Annotated in this window: 19 protein-coding genes and 2 pseudogenes; 7 read left to right on the plus strand and 14 right to left on the minus strand. The window is 53.3% G+C overall.

Annotated features, from left to right (window positions below; all coding sequences use genetic code 11):
- Positions 1 to 14 precede the first annotated feature (14 nt).
- From rsgA to V9K95_RS18730, 3 genes and pseudogenes are all read right to left on the minus strand, one after another.
- On the minus strand, positions 15 to 1,049 hold the full coding sequence (rsgA, locus tag V9K95_RS18720) for a ribosome small subunit-dependent GTPase A (RefSeq protein WP_336441627.1): 1,035 nt from the start codon (positions 1,047 to 1,049) through the stop codon (positions 15 to 17).
- Positions 1,050 to 1,115: 66 nt separating this feature from the next.
- Positions 1,116 to 1,310: pseudogene (locus V9K95_RS18725) on the minus strand (hybrid sensor histidine kinase/response regulator); the annotation flags it as partial.
- Between the two features lie 513 nt (positions 1,311 to 1,823).
- Positions 1,824 to 2,102 carry a helix-turn-helix domain-containing protein gene (locus V9K95_RS18730; RefSeq protein WP_443147278.1) on the minus strand — a complete coding sequence of 93 codons (279 nt, stop codon included), beginning with the start codon at positions 2,100 to 2,102 and terminating at the stop codon, positions 1,824 to 1,826.
- A 101-nt stretch (positions 2,103 to 2,203) separates the two neighbouring features.
- Here V9K95_RS18730 and V9K95_RS18735 point away from each other — a divergent pair, with 101 nt between their 5' ends.
- Entirely contained in the window at positions 2,204 to 2,851 is a 648-nt protein-coding gene (locus tag V9K95_RS18735; protein ID WP_336441625.1) for a hypothetical protein, read from the plus strand.
- A 460-nt stretch (positions 2,852 to 3,311) separates the two neighbouring features.
- Entirely contained in the window at positions 3,312 to 3,575 is a 264-nt protein-coding gene (locus tag V9K95_RS18740) for a hypothetical protein (RefSeq protein WP_336441624.1), read from the plus strand.
- Between the two features lie 28 nt (positions 3,576 to 3,603).
- On the opposite strand, the gene V9K95_RS18745 is transcribed toward V9K95_RS18740, so the two are convergent.
- The 4 genes from V9K95_RS18745 to V9K95_RS18760 form a co-directional block, all read right to left on the minus strand.
- Positions 3,604 to 4,641 carry an SMP-30/gluconolactonase/LRE family protein gene (locus V9K95_RS18745; protein ID WP_336441623.1) on the minus strand — a complete coding sequence of 346 codons (1,038 nt, stop codon included), beginning with the start codon at positions 4,639 to 4,641 and terminating at the stop codon, positions 3,604 to 3,606.
- Between the two features lie 36 nt (positions 4,642 to 4,677).
- Positions 4,678 to 6,060, minus strand: a complete 1,383-nt coding sequence (locus V9K95_RS18750; RefSeq protein ID WP_336441622.1) for a tripartite tricarboxylate transporter permease — start codon at positions 6,058 to 6,060, stop codon at positions 4,678 to 4,680.
- Between the two features lies 1 nt (position 6,061).
- Entirely contained in the window at positions 6,062 to 6,520 is a 459-nt protein-coding gene (locus tag V9K95_RS18755) for a hypothetical protein (RefSeq protein WP_336441621.1), read from the minus strand.
- A 63-nt stretch (positions 6,521 to 6,583) separates the two neighbouring features.
- Positions 6,584 to 7,873 carry a hydroxymethylglutaryl-CoA reductase, degradative gene (locus tag V9K95_RS18760; RefSeq protein WP_442958586.1) on the minus strand — a complete coding sequence of 430 codons (1,290 nt, stop codon included), beginning with the start codon at positions 7,871 to 7,873 and terminating at the stop codon, positions 6,584 to 6,586.
- 134 nt (positions 7,874 to 8,007) lie between these two features.
- Between V9K95_RS18760 and V9K95_RS18765 the strand changes: the two genes are divergently transcribed.
- Together V9K95_RS18765 and V9K95_RS18770 are read left to right on the plus strand one after the other, a co-directional pair.
- The gene (locus V9K95_RS18765; RefSeq protein ID WP_336441619.1) at positions 8,008 to 9,387 is read left to right on the plus strand and encodes an aminotransferase-like domain-containing protein; all 1,380 of its coding nucleotides are present in this window, start codon (positions 8,008 to 8,010) and stop codon (positions 9,385 to 9,387) included.
- Positions 9,388 to 9,399: 12 nt separating this feature from the next.
- Positions 9,400 to 10,308: a hydroxymethylglutaryl-CoA lyase gene (locus V9K95_RS18770; protein WP_336441618.1), complete on the plus strand. Its 909-nt coding sequence runs from the start codon at positions 9,400 to 9,402 to the stop codon at positions 10,306 to 10,308.
- Between the two features lie 333 nt (positions 10,309 to 10,641).
- Here V9K95_RS18770 and V9K95_RS18775 read toward each other — a convergent pair.
- The 3 genes and pseudogenes from V9K95_RS18775 to V9K95_RS18785 all read right to left on the minus strand — a co-directional run.
- Positions 10,642 to 10,815, minus strand: a pseudogene (locus V9K95_RS18775) (LysR family transcriptional regulator); the annotation flags it as partial.
- A gap of 618 nt (positions 10,816 to 11,433) precedes the next feature.
- Positions 11,434 to 11,643 (minus strand): cold-shock protein, encoded by a 210-nt coding sequence (locus V9K95_RS18780; RefSeq protein WP_336441617.1) that lies wholly within the window; start codon positions 11,641 to 11,643, stop codon positions 11,434 to 11,436.
- A gap of 184 nt (positions 11,644 to 11,827) precedes the next feature.
- Positions 11,828 to 12,400 (minus strand): hypothetical protein, encoded by a 573-nt coding sequence (locus tag V9K95_RS18785; RefSeq protein ID WP_336441616.1) that lies wholly within the window; start codon positions 12,398 to 12,400, stop codon positions 11,828 to 11,830.
- A 139-nt stretch (positions 12,401 to 12,539) separates the two neighbouring features.
- Here V9K95_RS18785 and V9K95_RS18790 point away from each other — a divergent pair, with 139 nt between their 5' ends.
- The 3 genes from V9K95_RS18790 to V9K95_RS18800 all read left to right on the plus strand — a co-directional run bounded on the left by V9K95_RS18790 (position 12,540) and on the right by V9K95_RS18800 (position 15,236).
- Positions 12,540 to 13,307 (plus strand): SDR family NAD(P)-dependent oxidoreductase, encoded by a 768-nt coding sequence (locus V9K95_RS18790; protein WP_336441615.1) that lies wholly within the window; start codon positions 12,540 to 12,542, stop codon positions 13,305 to 13,307.
- Between the two features lie 430 nt (positions 13,308 to 13,737).
- On the plus strand, positions 13,738 to 14,052 hold the full coding sequence (locus V9K95_RS18795) for a hypothetical protein (RefSeq protein ID WP_336441614.1): 315 nt from the start codon (positions 13,738 to 13,740) through the stop codon (positions 14,050 to 14,052).
- Between the two features lie 53 nt (positions 14,053 to 14,105).
- Entirely contained in the window at positions 14,106 to 15,236 is a 1,131-nt protein-coding gene (locus tag V9K95_RS18800) for an ABC transporter substrate-binding protein (protein WP_336441613.1), read from the plus strand.
- A gap of 441 nt (positions 15,237 to 15,677) precedes the next feature.
- Here V9K95_RS18800 and V9K95_RS18805 read toward each other — a convergent pair whose 3' ends face one another.
- From V9K95_RS18805 to V9K95_RS18820, 4 genes are all read right to left on the minus strand, one after another.
- Positions 15,678 to 16,901, minus strand: coding sequence for a PepSY-associated TM helix domain-containing protein (locus tag V9K95_RS18805; RefSeq protein ID WP_337345119.1), 1,224 nt, complete (start codon positions 16,899 to 16,901; stop codon positions 15,678 to 15,680).
- Between the two features lie 20 nt (positions 16,902 to 16,921).
- A complete protein-coding gene (locus V9K95_RS18810) occupies positions 16,922 to 19,360 on the minus strand; it encodes a TonB-dependent siderophore receptor (RefSeq protein ID WP_336441612.1) in 2,439 nt (812 codons plus the stop codon).
- Positions 19,361 to 19,486: 126 nt separating this feature from the next.
- Positions 19,487 to 20,482 carry a FecR family protein gene (locus tag V9K95_RS18815; RefSeq protein WP_336441611.1) on the minus strand — a complete coding sequence of 332 codons (996 nt, stop codon included), beginning with the start codon at positions 20,480 to 20,482 and terminating at the stop codon, positions 19,487 to 19,489.
- Positions 20,483 to 20,566: 84 nt separating this feature from the next.
- Positions 20,567 to 21,061, minus strand: a complete 495-nt coding sequence (locus tag V9K95_RS18820) for an RNA polymerase sigma factor (protein ID WP_336441610.1) — start codon at positions 21,059 to 21,061, stop codon at positions 20,567 to 20,569.
- Between the last annotated feature and the right edge of the window lie 340 nt (positions 21,062 to 21,401).

Below are 21,401 nucleotides of genomic sequence, written 5' to 3' on the forward strand. Positions count from 1 at the left end.
TACGTTTCAATATGTCATCGATTTTTACGGTTTGGCTTCCCACCGCCGCCCCTTGAATGACTCGGTGCAGAAGTGTTTGCAGCATTTTCTATCTGGAGTTTTCGCCAGCGTGTCAGACGTTCAGGATCGATAGTGCCTGCGTTCACCCCCGCCTGTACCGCGCAACCCGGTTCATGAGAATGAGTACAATTTCGAAACCGGCAAAGAGGGGCAAGCTCCGTGATTTCGGCAAAGAGCATATCGATCCCGTAGCTTACTTCGCTGACATTGAGCGTGCGAATTCCCGGCGTATCGATTACCCAACCGCCCCGCTCAATGGAATGCAGAGACCGCGAAGTAGTGGTGTGGCGACCCTTTCCATCGTGTTCGCGTATGTCACCGGTCAGCTGGGGCGCTTTACCGCCGATCAGTGCATTTACGAGCGTTGATTTACCGACACCTGACGAGCCGACCAGTGCTACTGTCTGTCCCGGCCCGCACCAAACAGCCAAGGTGTTTACACAGTCTGGCGAATGCCCGTCGAGTACTACAACAGGCAGCTCACGCTGTAACAGAGCTGCTTGCTCCTCATATTTCCGGGCATCTGCCACGGTATCGGATTTTGTCAGGATGATAACCGGATCAGCCCCGGATTCATTCGCCATAGCCAAGTATCGTTCAAGGCGGGCCGAGTTGAAATCATCGTTGCATGAGGTGACGATAAAGAGCGCGTCGACATTGGCAGCAGCAAGTTGATTGGTCCCACCTTCTCCTCTTTGACGTGAGATCAAAGTTTTTCGGGCCAGCAAGCGCTGCACTGAGTTATCTTCCGGATGAACCAGCACCCAATCTCCCACCGCAAAATCCGCAGTGTTGCTTTGAGCCGAAAGCATAAGATTCACCGACCCAGTAGCCGATATTGCAACCAGACGCGCGCGATGAACTTTGGAGATGCGCATAGGTACGCAATTTATGTCATGTGGTTCGAGTTGGCTTTGGAAGAAATCCGACCACCCCAGACCTTCTAGTGAATCTGTTTCGTTGATCACGTTTCTGCACGGGGGGCACATATGGCGTACATTGAATATACCTTTTGAAAAATGAGTTCAGTGAACAGCGACGGACGGCGCGCGCAGTTAAGTTGGGCTCGATTTGATAAGATCGACAATCCGGCGCGCAAAATCCTCTACGGCAAAGGGTTTGGTCATGACATGCATTCCGTGCTCAAGATGCCCATGATTGAGGACGACATTTTCTGCATATCCTGTGATAAACAAAACCACAAGGTCAGGTCGTTTTTGCCGAGCTGCCTCGGCCAGTTGTCGGCCATTGGTTTATTGGTATAAAAAGGATCAAACCCGCACGCGGCTCAGATTTCCAAGTATACTTTCTTCAAGAGGGCTCGTTTCAGGTTCGCCGGATGGCATTGCGTGCGAAGTTATGACAATTAACCTTCTAAGAACAGGCGTCCGCAAGCTACCAGGAATTTGCACAGATTCGCCTCTCGGTTCCATTCATTGCCGAGAGCCGAGGTCTAAGGAAGTGTTCCGGCTATTGTCCGAGATGGCGAACATCGGCCAGCTCATCTATCTTACGCATCACAGGCACCTTTGTGACATTGCGCAATAAGTGGTGCCCTCGGTACGGATTCACGAAATAACGACTTAGATCAAACGGCCAAAAGAGTGGACCTCAAGCCCGTGGGTTTCGAAATCCATTCACTCGCCCCTCGAGCTGAGAAGACCGTCATCGATGCCAAAGAAGGTTATCTTTGTCGGCATGTCCGTATGCACCTACAATGGACCAAATTATACTTGCTATACGATTACTGCTTCTGTCTGCATCTAGTCGTCCGCTGAAGTCAGCGAATGCAGCTTCTTGATCATTATTCCGAAGTCATCTCCATCCCCCCAAAGGAACTCTATTCCCGCAGCCTCAAACACCTGCATTATGCCACCTAAGGTGCCAGCTCGCAGTTGCTCGCCTCTCTCCAAGCGGCTTATCGTCTGGGTTGAAACGTTAGCTGTTTCAGCCAATTGCCGCACGCCCCATCCCAATGCGACGCGAGCGAGTTTGCACTGAAGACCGTTCATTTCACAACACTGTTGTGATTTAACTTGCATATTTTATGCTGCAACGGTACCCTCCTAAGCTGCAATGATCCCACGTGTTGGTACCACGCGGAAACAGCCTAACCACAATCTAGCTTGTTGGAGCTTGGATCATGGCTGATTCTGAGATTAGCAGAACTTTGCCTGGAATTAATCCTGGAAAAGATGCCTCAAAAGAAACCTCCACTGAAAACCTGCCGCGTGTCATTGACCGTCGAAACCTTCTTTCCGTCGCGGCACGCATCCTCAGTTTTCGCATCGCAGAAACTAATGGGGTGCCACGGGCCAGTGGTCCAACACCTGTGAGAGAAATGTGGCCTCGATGGTATGCGTTCCATCAGCAGTGCGTGCAGGCCACCCGCCACAGACAAAAGCTTGAAAACAAAATGCTGGACGTGGCCGGCAGTCTTCCGATCGTAGAGATAGACATCGCTGGTAGTGATCAACCCACCGTAGTCGGTTCGCTCGCCGACATCAATCGGCTGACCTCGAATCTGGACGCCGAACAACTGCATCGGGTTCGCGCCGAACTTCACCAACGACGCAAACGATGGAGAAGGGCCGATCAGCGTTTGGGATACAGCACGGCTGTCGTTCGGGAACAAGAACTCGCAGACAGGACCGGGATAATGGGAAGGGTTATGTGGATCACAAAGCCCTCGACCCTCATCGAGGTCACTGCAAAGCTTCATTGTCTCATTGTTATGAACGACCCGACCCTCAGGCGTGTCATATTAAATGAGTTTACGCATTGGACCTGATTGAGCAGTCCGTTTAGATGCACTTCTGGGACATTTCTGGCAGGTTCACTACAGTAGACCAAAAAACTTCAAGCAGGCGATTCCGGTTGGCTCTTAAGGTCATTTCATCTTGCCTGGCCTCTAGAAGTCTGGCGTTTGTACAAAATTGAGAATTGCCAACAACCCTTCCTTTGAAAATGCCGATAATAGGTAAGCGGTGTGCTGCTCACACCTGTACGGAACAATACAGTTTTCTATATCAAGTTTCACCCATAGAGCGCGACGTCGCCTCGCGGTAGGCGCGGTGTTGACCTGCTAAGTGCACGTGCAGAGCTTTTCTGCCATCCAAGTGCGTGGCAGAGTGAAATCAAGGTCATCGGATGCCCAGCCGTGTCCTGCCTCCAGCGCATGATGCGTGACATTAGCCCCTGCATGTCGAAGCTGTTGCGCAAACTGCAGAGATGCAACGCGGATAGCGACGGTGATCGCCGATGCATGCCACGAGAGCAAGAAACTCGCGAGCACCTTGGCGGAACAGCAGGGCTGGCAATTGCAGATAGTCAAGCGGCCTCAGCGTGCCTTCAAGATCACTGGCTTGACCTGGAGATCGTGGAACGCTGCTTCGCTAGGCTCGGGGTGCAATCGTCGACTCAGCAAGGATTATGAATATCGGGTCCAGACATCCGAGACGATGATCGACACCGCAGCCATCCGGCCCATGCTCAACCGCCTTGCGAAACGTTAATCCCCAAACACCCTCTAAGAGGCTGAGGTTATGGCGCTCCATTGTTCTGCACGGCTGCCTTTGCGAGTGCACGCGCGGCGAATATTGTAGAACCTTGTCCCTTGTCCCAGTCGTTCGTAAAGATCAGCAGTTCGTCTGTGCCGGGTCGGATCACCATAGATGTAGAACGCAAATTATGGCCTTGACCCCGGTCAGGAAGTAAGTACTGCCCGACAGGAAAACCTTGGGGGTTAAACACCATAATGCGCCCTTGCCCATACATTGCAACATAGACATTTCCGTCAGCGTCGATACGAAGCGAATCTGGACCGCCACCAACGAAATTATAGACAACCGATGAACCGAACGGCGCTATGGTCGTTGCGTCCGATAATGAGATGCGGTGAAGCAAGCCGCCTGCAAGCTCGCTAACCCAGAGGGTTTTTCCATCTGGGCTAAGGGCGACCCCGTTTGCGATCCTGAGATTAGGAACAACCAGGACAGGCTTTCCCCCATCTGGCCCAATATAGTAAACGCCGCCCGTGGCTACACTTGAACCGCCTTTGAAATCGGTAAAGTAAAAGCCTCCATTGCGATCAAACACAAGGTCATCGGGCAAAAAGCCTTTATCTCGAGATAACACCGTTTGAACGTCAGTTCCATCTGCGGCCATGTTAATGACCGAGCCTCTCGAAGCAAAATCCCCGAGCTCGGCCATGTAGATGCGGCCATCGGGATGAACGGCAAGCCCCGCTGGGCGCAGTTCCGGATCAGGTACAAAGCTTGAGAGTTTTTTTTCTGGCGTCAGGCGAAAGACGGTTCCGCCGAAAACCTCGCAAAACACCAGATCGCCTCTCGCATCGAAGGTAGGACATTCCAGTTGCAGGCCTTTGTCGGAAACCTTGAAATATTTCGTCGCCTCGACCGATGGCAGATCTGCCTCTGCCATCGGCAGGGGAACGGAGCTTTTCAAAGACTGAGGTATTTCTAGGGAAGGAAGCACTTTATCGTCTTCCATTCCGTAAGAAAGGTCACTCGTGAAAACCAGCCCCGAAGTCAAGATCAGGGTAGACACTAGCCGGTGCATTTTCTCCTCCCAGTTCTACATTCAGATTGCGATCGGTCAGCCAATGAGCTTCATGATTGCGGGCACACTGAGGATTGCAGCGTAGTAACCCATGAACTGCACACCGGTATTCATGCCAAGCACCCGGTAGAGCAGGCCACCCAGAAGTCCCACAGTCATGATGACCAAAAGTGCGAGCAAGCCACCTTCCCAAAGACCAATCACGAGGATCAGGCCAAGGAAAGTGGCTATGATGGCTTCGTGGCTAATATATTTGGCCACAAACGCCGCTGCGCTGCGTGCGTGGTTCATCGCGAACGGATAGGCGATGGCAGCGGCGATCACTACGGAGATCATACCCCAGATCAGGAACTCAGAAACCGACATCATCGTGTGGAGGTTGTTGACCACTCCTGTTCCTGTGTCGACAGTGAAGCGCGGCGGTGCATTGAACAGCGGTGCAGCCGGACCCGCAGCGACCGGGCTAAGCGGCAGGCCGAACGCTATAAGCGGAATCAAGGCTTCAGCGATATAAGTGGATTCCGTAACGCCGTTTCGCACCGCCAGTACGGAAGTCAGCCGGTGATACGCCTGCTTGATGCGCGCTCCAACAATCTCACCGGCAATAACGGTAACAGCCACAGGGCTGAACACGAATGTAGCACTGGTGATGGCAGCGGCGGCTGCCGTCGTGGTCACCTGGCTCCTGTCAAGCACCCGGAATGGGTTTGGAAAATATCCACCCCAACTCTTTACATCGGGCGCAAGTGTCGTCTGGCGCAGCTCGTTGCGGTTCATTCGTTTTTGCTCAAGCGGTGATATTGCCGAAAACAGTTCCGCCACAAGTGGGCCGACTGCAATGCCAAGGAAATAACTGACACCAAGCTTGACGTCATGCGCGGCTGTGAAACCTTGCAACGCGATAATCAGCAGCGTGAAGGGGATCAATGCAACGACTGAGGCCCAGCGGCCTGCAGAGAAATAGGCAATGATGATTGCGGCACCGATGAACAACCATGGAGCAGACACAGTAATGTAAGTTCCGAAGGGTGCCAGAATAACAGCGAACAGCACTGCGAGCGGCACCGCTATGAAAGCAGATATGACAGAGCCAGCCAGCATTTTTCGTAGTGCTACGTGTGGTGCGCCGAGATTACGCAGCGCAGTGGCCTGCTGGAGCAGTGGCAGTGCCATTGTATCTCCCGGAATTCCGAGCAATGCCGTTGGTACCGCATGCGTCATATGCTTGGATATAGCCGCACACATCCAGAAGGTGAATACCCCAGCTGGCGGCGCTCCCAACAGAACGACAAGAAGCGTCACCGGAGCAATGGTCGTGGTCTCGTCGGTGCCCGAAATCAGGCCGATGGCCGAAAACAAAACTGCACCCAACAGGCCGAGAGAAAGAGCGATAATTATTTCGTAAAGCAGCCCGTCCATATCAGTCCCCCTTCCTTCCTGCGTTGTGGCGATCTTCATAGTTTTTAAAAAGATCGTAGAGTCCGACCTCGCGCATTTCCTGTGCGACGACGGGTGGAAGATCCTCTACCCGGCCCATGGGGCCACCTTCCTGTTCAAGTTGTTCCAGAATCTCGGTCTGCCAGGCGGTTCCTGTCTGAACCTGCTCGACCACTGTTCGTTTAGGTGCAAACAAGCGAGCGCATATTGCTCCGCTGCTGACGGAGCCCAAAATTCCACTCAGCATGGCCAGTGCCTTGCCGACAGCCGGGGTGGAGGCCAACGGGGCAATTGTCTGAAGAGCAAGAGAATATACGGCCACGCTTACCAAGGCGCCGATGAGCATCGCTTTTGCGAGCTGGGGACGCGAGACAACGTCTCCCCAGATTTCGGCAAGCTGGCCATGCGCGCCCACGCCACGCGCTGCGTTTGAATCCGTCATGTTGTCCTCCCAATACATTCAGAAACCGGAAAAATCTCCTCGTTGACCGGTCCCAAATTTTGTTTATTTGCGCATTTCCGCCAATATCTCCTCGGCGCGGGCAGATCGTACATCGTGATCGTTGGCGAGCCTTCTGGCGACCTCATCGATCTCTTCGCCCGAAGCACCGGCGCCGATTGCAATGTTGCGCGCATGAAGCGCCATGTGGCCGCGCTGGATGCCCTCTGTTGCAAGTGCCCGAAGGGCAGCCATATTCTGAGCGAGTCCGACAGCGACGGTAACTTCCGCAAGTTCGACCGCCGTTTCGACATTCAATATTTGGAGAGCAGCCTGTGCTGCAGGGTGTGTTTTGGTCGCACCACCAACAAGACCAAGCGCCATCGGCATTTCGATGGTTCCGACAAGGGTCCCCTTGTTGCTGATCTCCCAAGTCGAAAGAGATGTGTAGCGTCCTGAGCGCGCGGCGTAGGCGTGAGCGCCCGCTTCGATTGCCCGCCAATCGTTCCCCGTAGCCACCACCACCGGATCGACACCGTTCATAATCCCTTTGTTATGTGTGGCAGCACGGTAGGGATCGATCGCTGCGAACTCATAGGCATCGACAATGCCTTCCATCATTCGGAGTCCCGAGAATTCCTTCGTGGCGAGGGCTTCTTCAGTTACTTCGATCCGGGCCCTTGCCAATCGCAGATCCGCGAGGTTGGAGAGAATTCGCAACCGGACTTCACCGCCGGTTATCCGCTCGATAATTGGTGAGACCGACTCTGCCATCGTGTTTACAGTGTTGGCACCCATTGCGTCTCGCACATCAACCAGAAGATGAAGGACGACCATCGGGCCCCGAGACGTCGAAGGAAAAACGTGAACTTCGATATCGCGGCATCCGCCGCCGAACTTCACCAGAACTGCGTCCTTGGAATTGGCGGCTGATATGATCTCGTCACGCGCCGCCAGGATGGCCAGCCTTGCCCCGTAAGGATCGGACGTTGCAAGCACCTGCACTTGTGCACGCATGATCGGTGCTGTCGACGATGTATGAAAACCGCCGCAGCCTCGCACGATGCGAGCCATATAGGAGGCGGCGGCAACGACCGACGGTTCCTCTACCGCCATAGGCACCAGATAGTCCTGGCCATTGATCAGAAAGTTTGTGGCTACACCGAGCGGAAGCTGGAAGGTGCCGATGACATTCTCGATCATACCATTGGCGCGCAAGACAGGAAGGGCGTCAGGGGCCGCAAGGACCGATCTGGTTTTCTCGTCCAGCTGCGCGGCTAGCGCGACCTGTTCCAAGCGCTCGGCAGGAGACAGATTGCGCATATTCTCGATACGCGACGAGGCGGTCCTTTTAATCAATGGCTCACTCCCAAACCAAACATTTCTAAGCTTGCGTCCATCGCAAAGTGTCCTAGAATATAACCGCTATGCAAGGGACAGTTGTCCGGTTTGTTGTGGACACTGTCCCACCATTGAAGTGGGACGATTTTATGAAGGTGATTGACAACATCGTCGCTCAGATCAGTGGGCAAATCGCGTCCGGCCTGTACCGGCCCGGGCAAAGACTGCCCTCTGTCAGAGGAGGGGCTGGTCAGTTCGCCGTCTCAAAAAATACGATGGCGGAGGCTTATGACCGACTGGTCGCACGCGGGCTTCTCATCGCGCGGCAGGGTTCAGGTTACTACGTTTCCGAAAACCGTCCGGCGCCAGTGCAGCAGGTAAAACCAGATGTCATGGAAGCCACGAGCATCATGTCCTTACTCCGCGAGCAGCTTGATCAGAACTATCTGACACGGCCGGGTGACGGTCGCCCACCAGCAAGCTGGACTGAAGATGCGGACATGCGCCGCATCTTGCGTACGAGCCGCAGCGCAACCGCAGAGGTCGATTTCGGATATGGGAGTTCCTGGGGCCTGAGCGGATTGCGAGAATGGCTCCGTGTTTCGCTCGCCGAACGCTCGATCACCACCGAGCCAGACGGAGTGATGTTGACGAGCGGCGTCAATCACGGCCTGGACCTGATCATTCGCCATTTTCTGGAGCCCGGCGATACGGTATTCGTCGACAGCCCCGGCTACTATCCCCTTTATGCCAAGCTTCGACTGGCGAAGGCAAACGTCGTTCCTATCCCCCGGTTGCAGGATGGTCCAGATCTCGACGAGCTACGCCGCAAGCTCATTCTTCATCGTCCGAAGCTGTTTTTTACGCAAAGCCAGGCGCACAACCCGACCGGAGGCACCTTGTCTCCCGCTCATGCGTTTACGCTTCTGCAGATGGCTGAGGTTCATGACTTTCGTTTAGTCGAAGATGATATTTTCGCGGATCTGATTGCTCCAAGCCTGCCGCGGCTCGCAGCTTTCGGCCAACAGCAACGCGTTCTCTATGTCGGGTCGTTCTCCAAAACGCTCTCTGCGAGCCTGCGGTGCGGCTACATTGCCGGGGCACCCGATACGATCCGGAGTCTCGTCGATTTGAAGATGATAACGATGGTTGCCACGTCGCTTCATGTTGAGCGCGTTGTTCTCGAGATGATCGAAAGCGGGCAATATCTCAAGAACCTGAGACGCCTGCGTGGTTGGATCGAAGACGGCACCAAGGCGACTGTGCAAGCGCTTTCGGAGGTGGGACTCGACGTAAAACTTCCCAAAGTGCAGGGTTTTTATATTTGGGTCCCGCTTCCGCCCAATCTGGATGAAACCGCGTTCTGCCGCCGGGCAGCTCAAAATAATATTTTCATCGCGCCTGGAAGTGTTTTTTACGTTGATCGGGAAGCCTCTGTCCAACCGGCGATGAGAGTAAATGTAGCCTACGGTGCCGACCCTCGCTTTTGCGCCTTTCTGCGCGAGGAAATAAGAGACAGCAATATATAGGTGGAGGACCCGATGGATGATATTCGGCTCGTTGAGGTCGGACCGCGTGACGGCTTGCAAAATGAAACTAATCCGCTCAGCGTCGCTAACCGCGTACAGATGATCGAAGGTTTGATCGACGCTGGCCTTCGAACCATCGAAGCGGGAAGCTTTGTCTCGCCGAAATGGGTTCCCCAGATGGCGGGATCCGCAGACGTTTTGAGATCAATCGGGCGGCGCAAGGGAATTAGCTTTCCCATGCTTGTACCTAATTTGAAAGGTTTCGAAGCCGCCCGCGCGGCTGGCGCGGAGGAGATCGCGATCTTTGCTTCGGCATCCGAGAGTTTTTCGCAGCGAAACATCAATTGCTCGATTGATGAGAGCTTTGAGCGCTTTCTGCCGGTTTTGGAGGGAGCTCGCGACATCGGTATGCGAGTGAGAGGCTATGTGTCCTGCGTTCTAGGCTGCCCCTATGAAGGAAACGTCCCGCTCTCGTCGGTCGTCGATGTCGCCCGCCGTCTGCACAATATGGGATGTTACGAAATTTCGCTGGGCGATACGATTGGCATTGGTACGCCGAGAGTTGCTGCAGCCATGGTAAGGGCTGTGGCGACAGTTGTGCCGATGACTGCGATCGCACTTCACGAGCATAATACCTATGGTCAGGCGCTGGCCAACATTCTTGCTTGTCTGGAAGAGGGGGTGACGGTATTCGATGCTTCAGTGGGCGGGCTCGGAGGCTGCCCATATGCGAAGGGAGCAACCGGAAACGTTGCGACGGAGGAGGTAGTGTTCATGCTCGAAGGCATGGGCATCCGCACCGGCATCGATTTGCCTAAGCTCTGCACCGTGGCGGTCCGGACTGCTACACAACTCGGCCGAGATCCTGCTTCGCCGATCTCGAAGATTCTGGCCGATCCGACGGAGGCAGCGGTGTCCTGAGAGGGTGTTTGGAAATTAGCGTTTTGCAACGCGGTTGAGCTTGAGCCGGGTGGCTGCGAAGTTGATCATCGTCTCGGATGTCTGGACCCGATATTCATAATCCTTGCTGAGTCGACGATTGCGTTCGATCAGCTTCGGATACTTCGCCCATCATGCTGCGTAAATACTGAGCAGCTTGAGGCAGGTGCAACGGCAGCCCCGACCACGCAACGGCCGCTGCCCAGGCCCTTTTGATAGGTAATGCATATGGGACAGTTCTCAACAGAGCCGCGGCATGCTAAGTTTTTCAACGGTGTCCGTCAAAAGCAGCCGTGTGCGAGCTGCCGACAACTCTTAACCAGCGAACAAATTGTCTGCCATAAAATCCACGAAAACCCGGATTTTCGGCGACAGATAACGGCTCGTTGGCCAAAGCACACGGAATATGCCTGCCTCTGCTGTAAAGTCATCGAGGACCGCAGTCAGCTTGCCATTGGCAATCTGACTGTCAACTGCGAAACTCGCAAGGAGGCGCTTCTACCTATCCGGATTGGAACAGTCCCGGCCGCTGGCAACCGGCAGCGCTCTTCGGAATCCTTCCCCCGCAGATCGTAACGTTGAACGCGCGCCTACCATCCGCCAAGGCAGCGCCACGGCCACGCCGCTCGGCCAGACAGTGGTCGAGCGCTTCGGAGATTGCAAAATTAGCCTGTCGGGCCGTCTTCATCTGGCAGCTAGGCTTTGATGGTGGAATAGCGTTTCAAGTAGTTCACCAAGACATTGAGAACAAAGAAAGATTTTGCGCAATCTGGCTTGAAACCCTCATGCCGCATTCCTACGTTGCAATCAGTCGACGCGGTCCTCCTCCCAATTTTCCGCGTTGGCTGTTCCCCTCTGGAGGTTTTTTAACCTTCACAATTAAAGCCGGGCTTTCAGTCCGGCTCTTTTTCTTAACTTTGCATAATGGGCCAGCAAGCGCACTTCGATAAGCTCCGCCAGAGAGCTCAGATCAGAGGGACGTCTCCATAATATAGCGATTGGTGTCTTTGTCGGATCGCTTCCGCCCTCGCCCACCACCATCAGAACGGAAAGCAACAAGATCGCCAAAGATGCAATCCAGTTGGACCGGACGACGAACGATGGCGATTAGTCGACGCTCAATTGATCGGCCGACATCTTTCCCGATTTCTTGTCATTCACCATCTCGTAATTGATCTTTTGACCATCATCCAGACCGCGCAGTCCAGCGCGCTCTACAGCCGAAATGTGCACGAACACATCCGCACCACCGTTGTCTGGCTGAATGAAGCCAAAGCCCTTTGTCGAATTGAACCACTTCACTGTGCCTGTTGCCACGATAAGCCCTCCATGTAACAATCCAGAAATGACATGGTTACATTGTGATGCAAACAGGATCAAGCATTGTGAGTGGACGATCCTCCGACCCAGGCCGTACGTTGGTAAACTTGGTGGCGTCGTTTGGACACCCTTCAACCCTATCCCGGCAGCGTAATCGTGGATGCGGTTACTGATCACAACGTTATGGTGCTTGAAAATGCCCTCGGCCTTGATCGCTGCGTTTTACAATTGGAACATAGCGTCCAATCAACAAACGATAAGAGGGTCCACATCGACGTGGGCTCCGCTTCTCACCTGGAATTCCAATGATCAACGGGCCAAATTTAGCATCCGGTTGCCGGAAACAATGACCCTTTGCGGCGTTAACGTCAGATCTCCCAGCCCGATGAATAGCGTCGTTGTTACGGACGGTCGCCTGCTTCTCGACCGCTGTGATAGCTGGGCACTTATCGGCAACGCCGAGATTCGGAAAGAGTGCTGGAGAGATCGATCCGGCCTTCCAAAACAGCGATGCCATAAAGCGCGCCGAAGCAAGCTCAATGATGATACCCTCGCGATGGCACTCTTCTCGCCGGGCGGGTTCTGGGGCCTCTTTGCAAGGGTGCACGATTGGCCGTGCTTTCCAGTGGGTTACAAGATCGCGTATCGGCAGTGAAATGGCAACCAGACCGATCCGCTCTACCGCTCCGCGGCCATTGCAACCGGCCTCTGGTATGCCTGCGGCCTCGCCTATTTCGCCTTTTACCGACGGCATCAGCTGATCCTTTCGCCGGAGGAAGAATTTGCGGTATCCGGCGGCAAACGCGGCCATCCGACTGCCGAACTCTAATCAACGCCCACGTCCCCGCCAGTAAGAGCGGGGACCCCTTCTACTGTCCAAAAGGAACATTCCCATGGGTGAAAGACTGAAAAACAAGATTGCCATCATTTCCGGCGGCGCAACTGGAATGGGCGGAGCGGCATCCAAGCTGTTTGCTGCAGAGGGTGCGACCGTTGCCATCATCGACCGAAACGGCGAGGAAGCTGCAAAAACCGTAGAAGAAATCCGGCTCGGTGGTGGAAGGGCCGCGCATTGGATAGCCGATGTCTCTGATGAAGCGCAGGTCAATGCCGCTGTCGAGGGGGTAACGCAGACATTCGGGGTAGCCAATGTGCTCTTCAACCATGCCGGGACGATCGTCATCAAGCCGTTCCTGGAGACCACCTTGGCTGAATGGGATTGGCTGCATGCCGTGAATGTCCGGTCGATGTTTCTTATGACCCGTGCCGTTCTACCAGGCATGATCGCGGTCGGCGGAGGATCCATCGTCTGCACCTCATCGATCTCCGCCGTGGCGGCAACACCGATGGAGGTTCTATACGACACCACGAAGGGTGCGGTGCACATGTTCGCCCGGGCTGTCGCCATTGAGTTTCGTGACCGCAACATTCGCTGCAATGCCGTCTGCCCCGGTTTCATTCGCACACCGCACGGCGTGCGGGAAGTTACCCAATTGCAGGCGCTGGGCGTAGACGTCTCTGACGCTGCCATCGCAGCACAGCAGGGTCGCATCGGCGAGCCGGAAGACGTGGCGCGCGCAGCCTTGTATTTAGCGAGTGACGATTCCCTCTTCGTCAATGGCATTCACCTTTTCGTCGACAATGGGTTTACCGCCTTATAACCACTTGAATGAGTGGCCAGGAACAGACACCGAAAGGCTCGATATCGCCAAGCTTGCGCTGCTAGAACGCTATGACGGCAAGCTGGAGAAGTGGCGCAAGGGAAAGATGCGGCAGAGGGCACAGAGCAGCGATCCCGAGCGAAATTGAGGGAGACAGCTTCATGATTTGTTGCAATAGTCGGTCATTTAAATGGGACGGAGATGACCTGCACCAATGCAATGGATCAGACGGAGTAAAGTGCATGGGACGAGCATTCTTGTCGCAGTCTCGCTTGCTGCAGCCACATCAGCGTTGGCTGATATGAGTTTGACGAGGCCTCCTCGCTGGATTGAGCATGACGTTGCGATAAATCAGCTATCCATTGATCATAAGTCTTCGCTCCCTATTGGTGGACGTTTCATCTGTTCGGTCGAGCAGGACGAGGACAGAATGGTCAAAGCACTTTTACAAAAAGGGCTGGCTGTAGCGGATAGTGACCAATGCGAAATCGTTGCATTTAAACATGTGTCGACCGACATACGGAGCGTCCGCCAAACGATTGCATACATGTTTCAGATTGCTGAAGAGTTGGGCTACCGTCTCATCTCTGTTGAAGCTGGTGATTTTGAAAGCGGTACTGCAACTATTCTTGCCAGCGAAGAGGGATACATACCGTGGTGGAAAACAAGCAGCGCCAACTCTACCCCAACCTCGCCGACGTCTCATCGTTGGAATTGGGTGCAAAGGTCGAAAAGGGTGAGATAAAGTGGGGGTGAGGCTCTTCGGAAGACCTGAGACAATATTAGCTGAGAGAGCAAATGACGATAACTCGAAGACAAACGATCGGACGCGCCCTGGGAGCAGCCCTCTTCTCCAGCCTGATCACTCCGGCGGGCTATGCATTTGCGAAAGACGTGAAAGTGGAAGCACGCACGCTTGAAGAGCTACATAAGGATGCCTTGAAAGAAGGAGGCCGGCTGGTGGTCTATGCCGGTGGTGACACCGCTGGCCAGCAGGACGGTATGAAAAAGGCCTTCGAGGATCGTTTTCCGGGCATGACGCTCGACATCGTCGTGGACTATTCCAAGTTCCATGATGCCCGTATCGACAACCAGCTAGGAACCGACACGCTTGTGCCCGATGTAGCACAGTTGCAGACCTTGCACGACTTTCCGCGTTGGAAGAAGGACGGCGTTCTCATGCCTTACAAGCCGGCTGGGTGGGAGGCAATATACAAGGATTTCCGCGACAAGGACGGCGCTTATACCGGCATTTTTGTCGACGCATTCAGCAATCTCGTCAACAGCAAGCTTTTGCCCAAGGATAAATGGCCAACAGAAGCAAAAGATTACCTGCGCCCGGAATTTAAGGGTAAACTGGTCGTTACCTATCCCACTGACGACGACGCCGTCCTATTCTGGTTCAAGCAGGTCGTTGACAAATACGGCTGGGGCTATGTCGCCGAATTCGCCAAGCAGGAGCCGATGTACGTCCGTGGCACGCAGGCGCCCACCGATGACGTCGAGTCCGGCAAAGCGGTGGCGACGTTCACGACTGACGGTGGCCTGATCCCCTTTGAAGGGACCGTCTCGCGCTTCGTGCTGCCGAAAGAGGATCCTTTTGTCGCCTGGGCGCAGCAGGCCGCAATTTTTAAGAAAGCGAAACACCCTGAATCGGCCAAGCTCTATCTGAACTGGCTACTCGAAAAAAAGACCCAGTCAGAAATTTGGTATATGTGGTCCGTCCGAACCGACGTGCCAGCACCAAAGGGTTACAAGCCTATCTGGGAATACAAGAACACTGATCCCAAAGCCTTTGCAACGTTCATGGCAGACCGTGCCGCTGTTGAACGCTTCCGCGCTCAGGTTTCCCTTTATCTCGGCGAGGCCAAAGGCGAACCATCTCCCGGCTATCCAGGACTCCATCCTGAGAAAGCTTTGCCACATTGACGTTTGAAAATTGAAGCAGCGCTAGTTTTTTGCCCGTGCAGTTTCAATCTGCTTAAGCGGACAGTTGCTCTGTGCAGCGAACCGCGCCTGTAACCGCAAAACTTCCGTGGCGCCTGCGATCCAGGCATTGCCGCCTAGGAGATAAAGAACCGGAAACCCACTGCGTGGCGGCGATACGGACGGAAGGGTCACGGGTTGCAGAAGCGCGCGCCGCTTCGTCGCACGCCCTGGGAGACGGCACAATTGATGCGACCGATTACAGAGCGTAATCGGCAGTGAGTTAACCGAAATCGTCTGTCATTGGACAATTGCTTTCAGACAGCGTCTGAGTCGTTGTTGGAATTGGACAGAGCGATCCGGTGTCGTTTGAAATACAAACACTAGACTTTTTTTGCTCCAGTTTCTCAACGCCAATATGCCCTATGATGCACCTCACTGCGTTTACTGCGATCGGTGTGTACGATTGAAATCGTCCGATCGTTCAGCAGACACTGGATAGTGCGCTTTCCGCAGTGTTTTTGCAGTGGCTTGTGCTGTGCGTTTGGCCCAGATCAAAAAGCCGGACAAAGACATCGTTGTGAGCAGCATGCCAAAAAAGAAATAGATCAGCCTCAACCACAATCCTGCAAAGTCGCCGGTATGGAGCGGTCGCATACTTTTGATTGCCACTTCTGCTGCACCATAGGTCGCCCTACTGCGCACTTCTACGACATCCGCCGAAAATGGATTAATATAGACTGTTTCAAACAGAAGGGGATTTGAACTATAACCCCAGACGGCAATTGTATCGTACACGCTGGCCGGGAGAATAAGGAAGGTAGGTTCAAAGCTGACAATTTTGCTTCGAGCAACCTTAATAGCCCCGTCAGCGGATATAGTCCGAAAACTCGATCGAAGTGACTCTGCGCTCACCTGATCTCGATTCAATTTCGGTGCCTCAACGTAGCCTGGCAGCCTATAGCCGTTATCCTCGAGTGTCGCTTTTACGAGAAACCAACAGGCAGTGGTGCTGATGACCAGAATGAAGGGAATGGCCCAGAGCCCAGCCAAACGATGAAAGTCGCCCCAAAAGATTCGCGCTCCACTTTTTATCCGGAGCCGTGGTCGCAAAATTGACCGCCAGAATTTTTTATAAACAATGAGCCCGGTTATCAACGAACCCATAAGCGGGACTGACATGGCCGATACAAGATACCATCCGAGGCTGGAGGTTGCGGTAAACGGTATAAGTAACCAGCCGTGGAGGGAATGTACGAACTCCTTAAAATCCAGTGCGGATTTCTGCCCCTGCACCACCCCGGTATAAGTATTTACATAAAGCGTCGCCTCTCCGCCATTTGGTAGCGTAACAAATACCTGCAGCGCGTATCGGCTTTCTTTCGGAATTGAGATCATTGTCACAAGATCATCAGGATTTTGCTTGCGCACGCGTTCGGTAATTTCATCGTAGCCAAGCTTCACGGCGTTTGATGATGGCGCGTTGGCGCGCATAGCTGGATTAAATAGCCATGCGATCTCTTCGCTGATTGTAGCTATGGAACCGGTCAGACAGATGAAGAACAGGAAGAACCAGATTGGCAGACCCAGCCATCCATGCAGGGCCAGCCAGAACTGCGATCTGTTTTTTCTTTTTGAGGCTGAGCGCCCTCTAATCCTGGCCGTCATTCAAGAGAACTTCTGCAGGACTACCATTTATAAGCGAGCCGCGCGTTGATTTCCCTGCCGGGTGCATCAGTGGTGAAGAATTTATCGATGTAAGCATAGTGCCGTTTGTTGAAAATATTTGTCGCGTTCACGCTTAGACTGAGTCCCTTATATTCATCCTTTATCGCGCCGAAATCATACTTTAGGTGAGCATCTACAAGGGTAACTGCCGGAGTTTCTCGAAACGGTTCGTCATATTGGTCGGAATAGTGGGTGCCAACATGGCGCACGCCACCACCGATCGTCAGGCCTCCCAGCGGATCGCCCTCGCTAAACTTGTAATCAACCCAAAGTGATGACATGAATTTTGGCGTATTCGGCGAGACGCGTCCCACTTTTTCCGGATCTTCGTCCTTACTTATCTTGCCATCGAGATAGGAGGCGCTGGCAGTGATATTCCAATTATCATTGATGTTGGCTTTCGCTTCCAATTCGACGCCGAGGATTTGCACTTCACCGGTTTGTACAGAGAATGGCGAGTTCGGTATGCCGGAGACGACGTTCTGCTGGCGCAGGTCGAATGTGGAAAGCGTTATCATCGCGTCTGTGTCGGGAAGTTCGTACCTTATACCAACCTCATATTGCTGCCCTGTCGTCGGTTTCCAGGTGCCTCCGCCCTGCATCAGCCCGGTTTCAAGCGCGAACGATTCCGAGTAACTGACATAAGGTGCAATACCGTTGTCAAAACGATAGGTTGCACCAAGGCGAAATGTGGTAGCTTCCTCCGTAACATCATAAGAATAGAATGGGTTGGCTGTTTTGCTCCGCGCCCAATCATGCCGCACCCCAGCCATGACTGTAAAATTATCAAACCTAATAACATCCTGAGCATAAAGCCCTGTCTGATAGTTTTTGTCATGGAAGCTGTAGGCAATTGGAACAGGTCCGATGTCCCCGTATATGGGATCGTATATATCGATGGAATCGATAGCCATATCGCCATTCTGATTGGATGCGTTCAACCTGTTGTAATCAAGGCCTACCAGGACGGAATGAGAGATAGGTCCGGTGTCAAATTCGTATCCGAGCCGATTATCGACCGCAAATGAATTCACCTGATTGCGATAAACGTAAGCCGTGCGGTTAACAGTTCTCGTGTCGTTGGGCCAATCAACCCAGCCTGATACGTAGGCGCCAGCGTAGTCATTGTCGTGCTCGCCATAACGCACAGTCTGTCCGAATGTCATGTTCTCGTTGAAACGGTGTTCCAACGAATACCCAATGTTCCAATATTCACTGTCATAATGATCGAACTCTTTGTCGCCACCTGTACGGTGACGCGGTATCTTGCCGTTTGGGTTGTGCAATAATGTGCCTTCAACCGGCAGTGATTGGTACACACCGCCATTATCCTTGGAATATTGTCCAAGAACTGTAAGTGATGTGTCTTCGTCTGGTTTCCATGTGAGGCTTGGGGCAATGAAAAGATGATCATTGGGCTGGAAATCCACTTGGGTGCCAGAATCCCGAGCAACGCCTATAAGGCGGTAGAGCAATGTTTTGTCTGCATTGAGTGGACCTGAAACATCGAATTGCCCTTGCAATCGGTCAAAGCTGCCGCCCTCCAGCACAACCTCACCCCGTGCTTCTTCCGTCGGGCGCTTGCTTACCATGTTTACCAGTCCGCCCGGCGCGTTCATTCCGTACAAGACAGAGGCTGGCCCTTTCAAAACTTCTATTCGTTCGAGATTATAGGGTTCAGCCTTGGTTACCGCAGTGATAGCTGCGCCGGATGTTGCTATCATTCCATCCAGATACTGGACAGGCTCAAAGCCTCTTATTGTCAACGGATCGCGACGCGTGTCAGCTGGCCCTTCGAAACCGCCAAGGACACCCGGTGTATAACGCAGAGCCTCGGTCAGATTACTTGCATTTTGATCCTGCAATTGATCGGCGGTTACGATGTTGACGGCTTGCGGTGTCTCCATTACTGAAGCATCTGTCTTGGAGACTGTCGCGGTACGCTTCGCGACATAGCCGACAACCGGGCCAAGTGCGTTTTCGCCGTTTCCATCAATGACTATCGTGTCGAGCACAATCGCTTCGCCGTCTTTTGGCGCGTCGCTGCTTGCCGTCGTCAGGGGATCAAGGATCGTAACCGTGCTGGCATTGGTAAAGCGGTGAGAAAGGCCAGTACCCTTAAGCAGAATACTTATGGCCTGTTGACTGGTCATGACGCCTCTTACCGGATGACCGACAGCCGAAGCTGCGGGCGTCTCATTGAAGACGATGGAAAGACCGGAAGTGCGTCCTATCTCATTGAGTGACTGCCGGATCGGTTTTGCACCAATATCGAAGTGATACTGCTGAACCTGTGCCTGATCTTGAGCACGGGCAAAGACCAGTGTTGCACTGAAACAACCCATCAGCACGGTCGCTCCCAACAAGCTGGCAACTCCGTGCTTCCCGAACGCACCCATCACAATCCCCTTATCCACGCCCACGGGGATCGACGTGAAATGTCAAACCAACTCAGTCCCCAAACTGTTCACGTTTCAGGGCACACAAGTACACACATGAAATTTTACATTTTTTATTTGTTCGGATCATTGACCGCCGACGATAACGACACGGCTGGTAATCTGGCTCATGCTAAAGCCGACGGATGACTGGAGCGCGTCAAGAGCTGCATCCGTATCGGATAATGTGAAACTGCCGCTGACGCGCCGTTCTGCGACCTTCCCCCTGACAATAATCCGGCCATCGCGATAACGTTCGATCTGGCGCAAAACGTCTGCGAGACGGGCATTGTTGAATGTATAGCGTCCGGTGTGCCAGGACATGGCATCACTAACGTCAACTCCATCGATTGCACCCACACCATTTTCGTCGTAGCTCACACTTTCGCCAGGAAAGAGTGTTGTGGGGCGCTCGTCGTCGTTTGCAGTGACTGCCACCCGCCCTTGAGCCAATGTCACCTGCACACCGCTAGGTTGAACGGTGACATCAAACTGCGTGCCGAGAACTTTCGTTTCACCCTCTTGCGCTTGAACAATGAACGGGACCGATGAGTGTGTTACGGAAAAATACGCGGCACCGCGCAGTAACTCGATACGCCGCTCGCCTTCAGTAAAATGCTCGGCCAATGCACTGTCTGCATCCATCAATACTTCTGTTGCATCCGGTAGGCGGATAGTTTTCCGTTGTGCTTTACCCGTCGTATAGTCCGCACGCATGTCCTCCAAGAGACCTGGCCGTTCCAACCAGATACCGAAACCGGAAAGCACTGCGAGAAAAAAGACGATGGATGCCAACGTCTTGGTACCGCGTTTTCTCGCTTTCGCGGCATCCATAGCTTGTAAATATTCATCAAGTTTGCGCGATTCTTCGGCAGCAACGTTCTCACCCGGTATTCCGGAATCGTCCCAAGAAGCTACAACCCTGCGATAAGCTTCGCTATGCGTTCTATCTGCAGCAATCCATCGGTCAAATTGCTCGCGATCCAGGGTCGATGGCTCGCCATTCATACGCGTAAACCATTCGATCGCCAGTCGTTCAGTTTCAGGTAATGTTGATCGTTCCGAGTTTTTCGGTTGGTTCATAAAGAGAGGCTCTTGATCGCAGCAACTTGAACTGTCTACCTGAACAAACAAAAAATCGCTTGGCAAATTTCCGGAATGCTCTACTTAAAGAGCCGCTTCCCTGCACGCGTTTATTGCTCGCGCAACGTGTTTCTCGACAGCACTTCTCGATATTCCGATCACTTTACCGATTTCTGCGTAGTTGCGGCCATGTACTCGGTTGAGCAAGAAAATATGGCGGGTTCTTTCTGGCAGGTCACGAATTATATCATCCAGTCGCCTTATACTCTCGCGCGCCTGAACAGCTTCCAGAGGAGAACAAACCCCGGTGGCATATTGCTCGGGCACGACGCCAGCAACAAAATCCCGGCGAACGCGTTGCGCCCGCACATAATCGATTACTGCATTATTTGCTGACTGCGCGAGATATGCTGAAGGCTCGTCGAGCTTCTCTGGTGCCTTTTCCCAAAGCCGCAGAAAAAGGTCCTGAATTAGGTCTGAGGCTGTAGAGCGGCAGCCAATCTTGCGGCTGATCCTGTCGAGAAGGCGTGGTCTCTCGCTGACGTATAATTGCTCGATATATTTGGTGCGCGCGCTCATGCAGTGGGTTACTCAATCGCCGTTTCCACTTTCGCTTATCTCTGCGCATTGAAGGTTGCAACGGGTATTTTTTAGAATGTTTCCAATGATTTACCGAAACTCAGCGAGTCGAACCTAAAATATGGCAATCATAATCATGTTTAGTCTTTGATATCATTCATTGATGTCCGCATCACGAGATCAATGACGTTCAGTAAGTTGCGGTGCTGGTTGTGAAACGCATTTATTACTTTGTTGCCAAACAGCAACTGTTTCGCATGGCAAAGCGTCCATGCCAGTTCGCGATGGGAAGAGAGTTCCACGAATGGCGGTTGCGGTAAGAAATCTAAACAGGAAGTGG

Origin of the sequence: Phyllobacterium sp. CCNWLW183, from assembly GCF_037203775.1 — a bacterium.
Taxonomy (GTDB): Bacteria; Pseudomonadota; Alphaproteobacteria; order Rhizobiales; family Rhizobiaceae; genus Phyllobacterium; species Phyllobacterium ifriqiyense.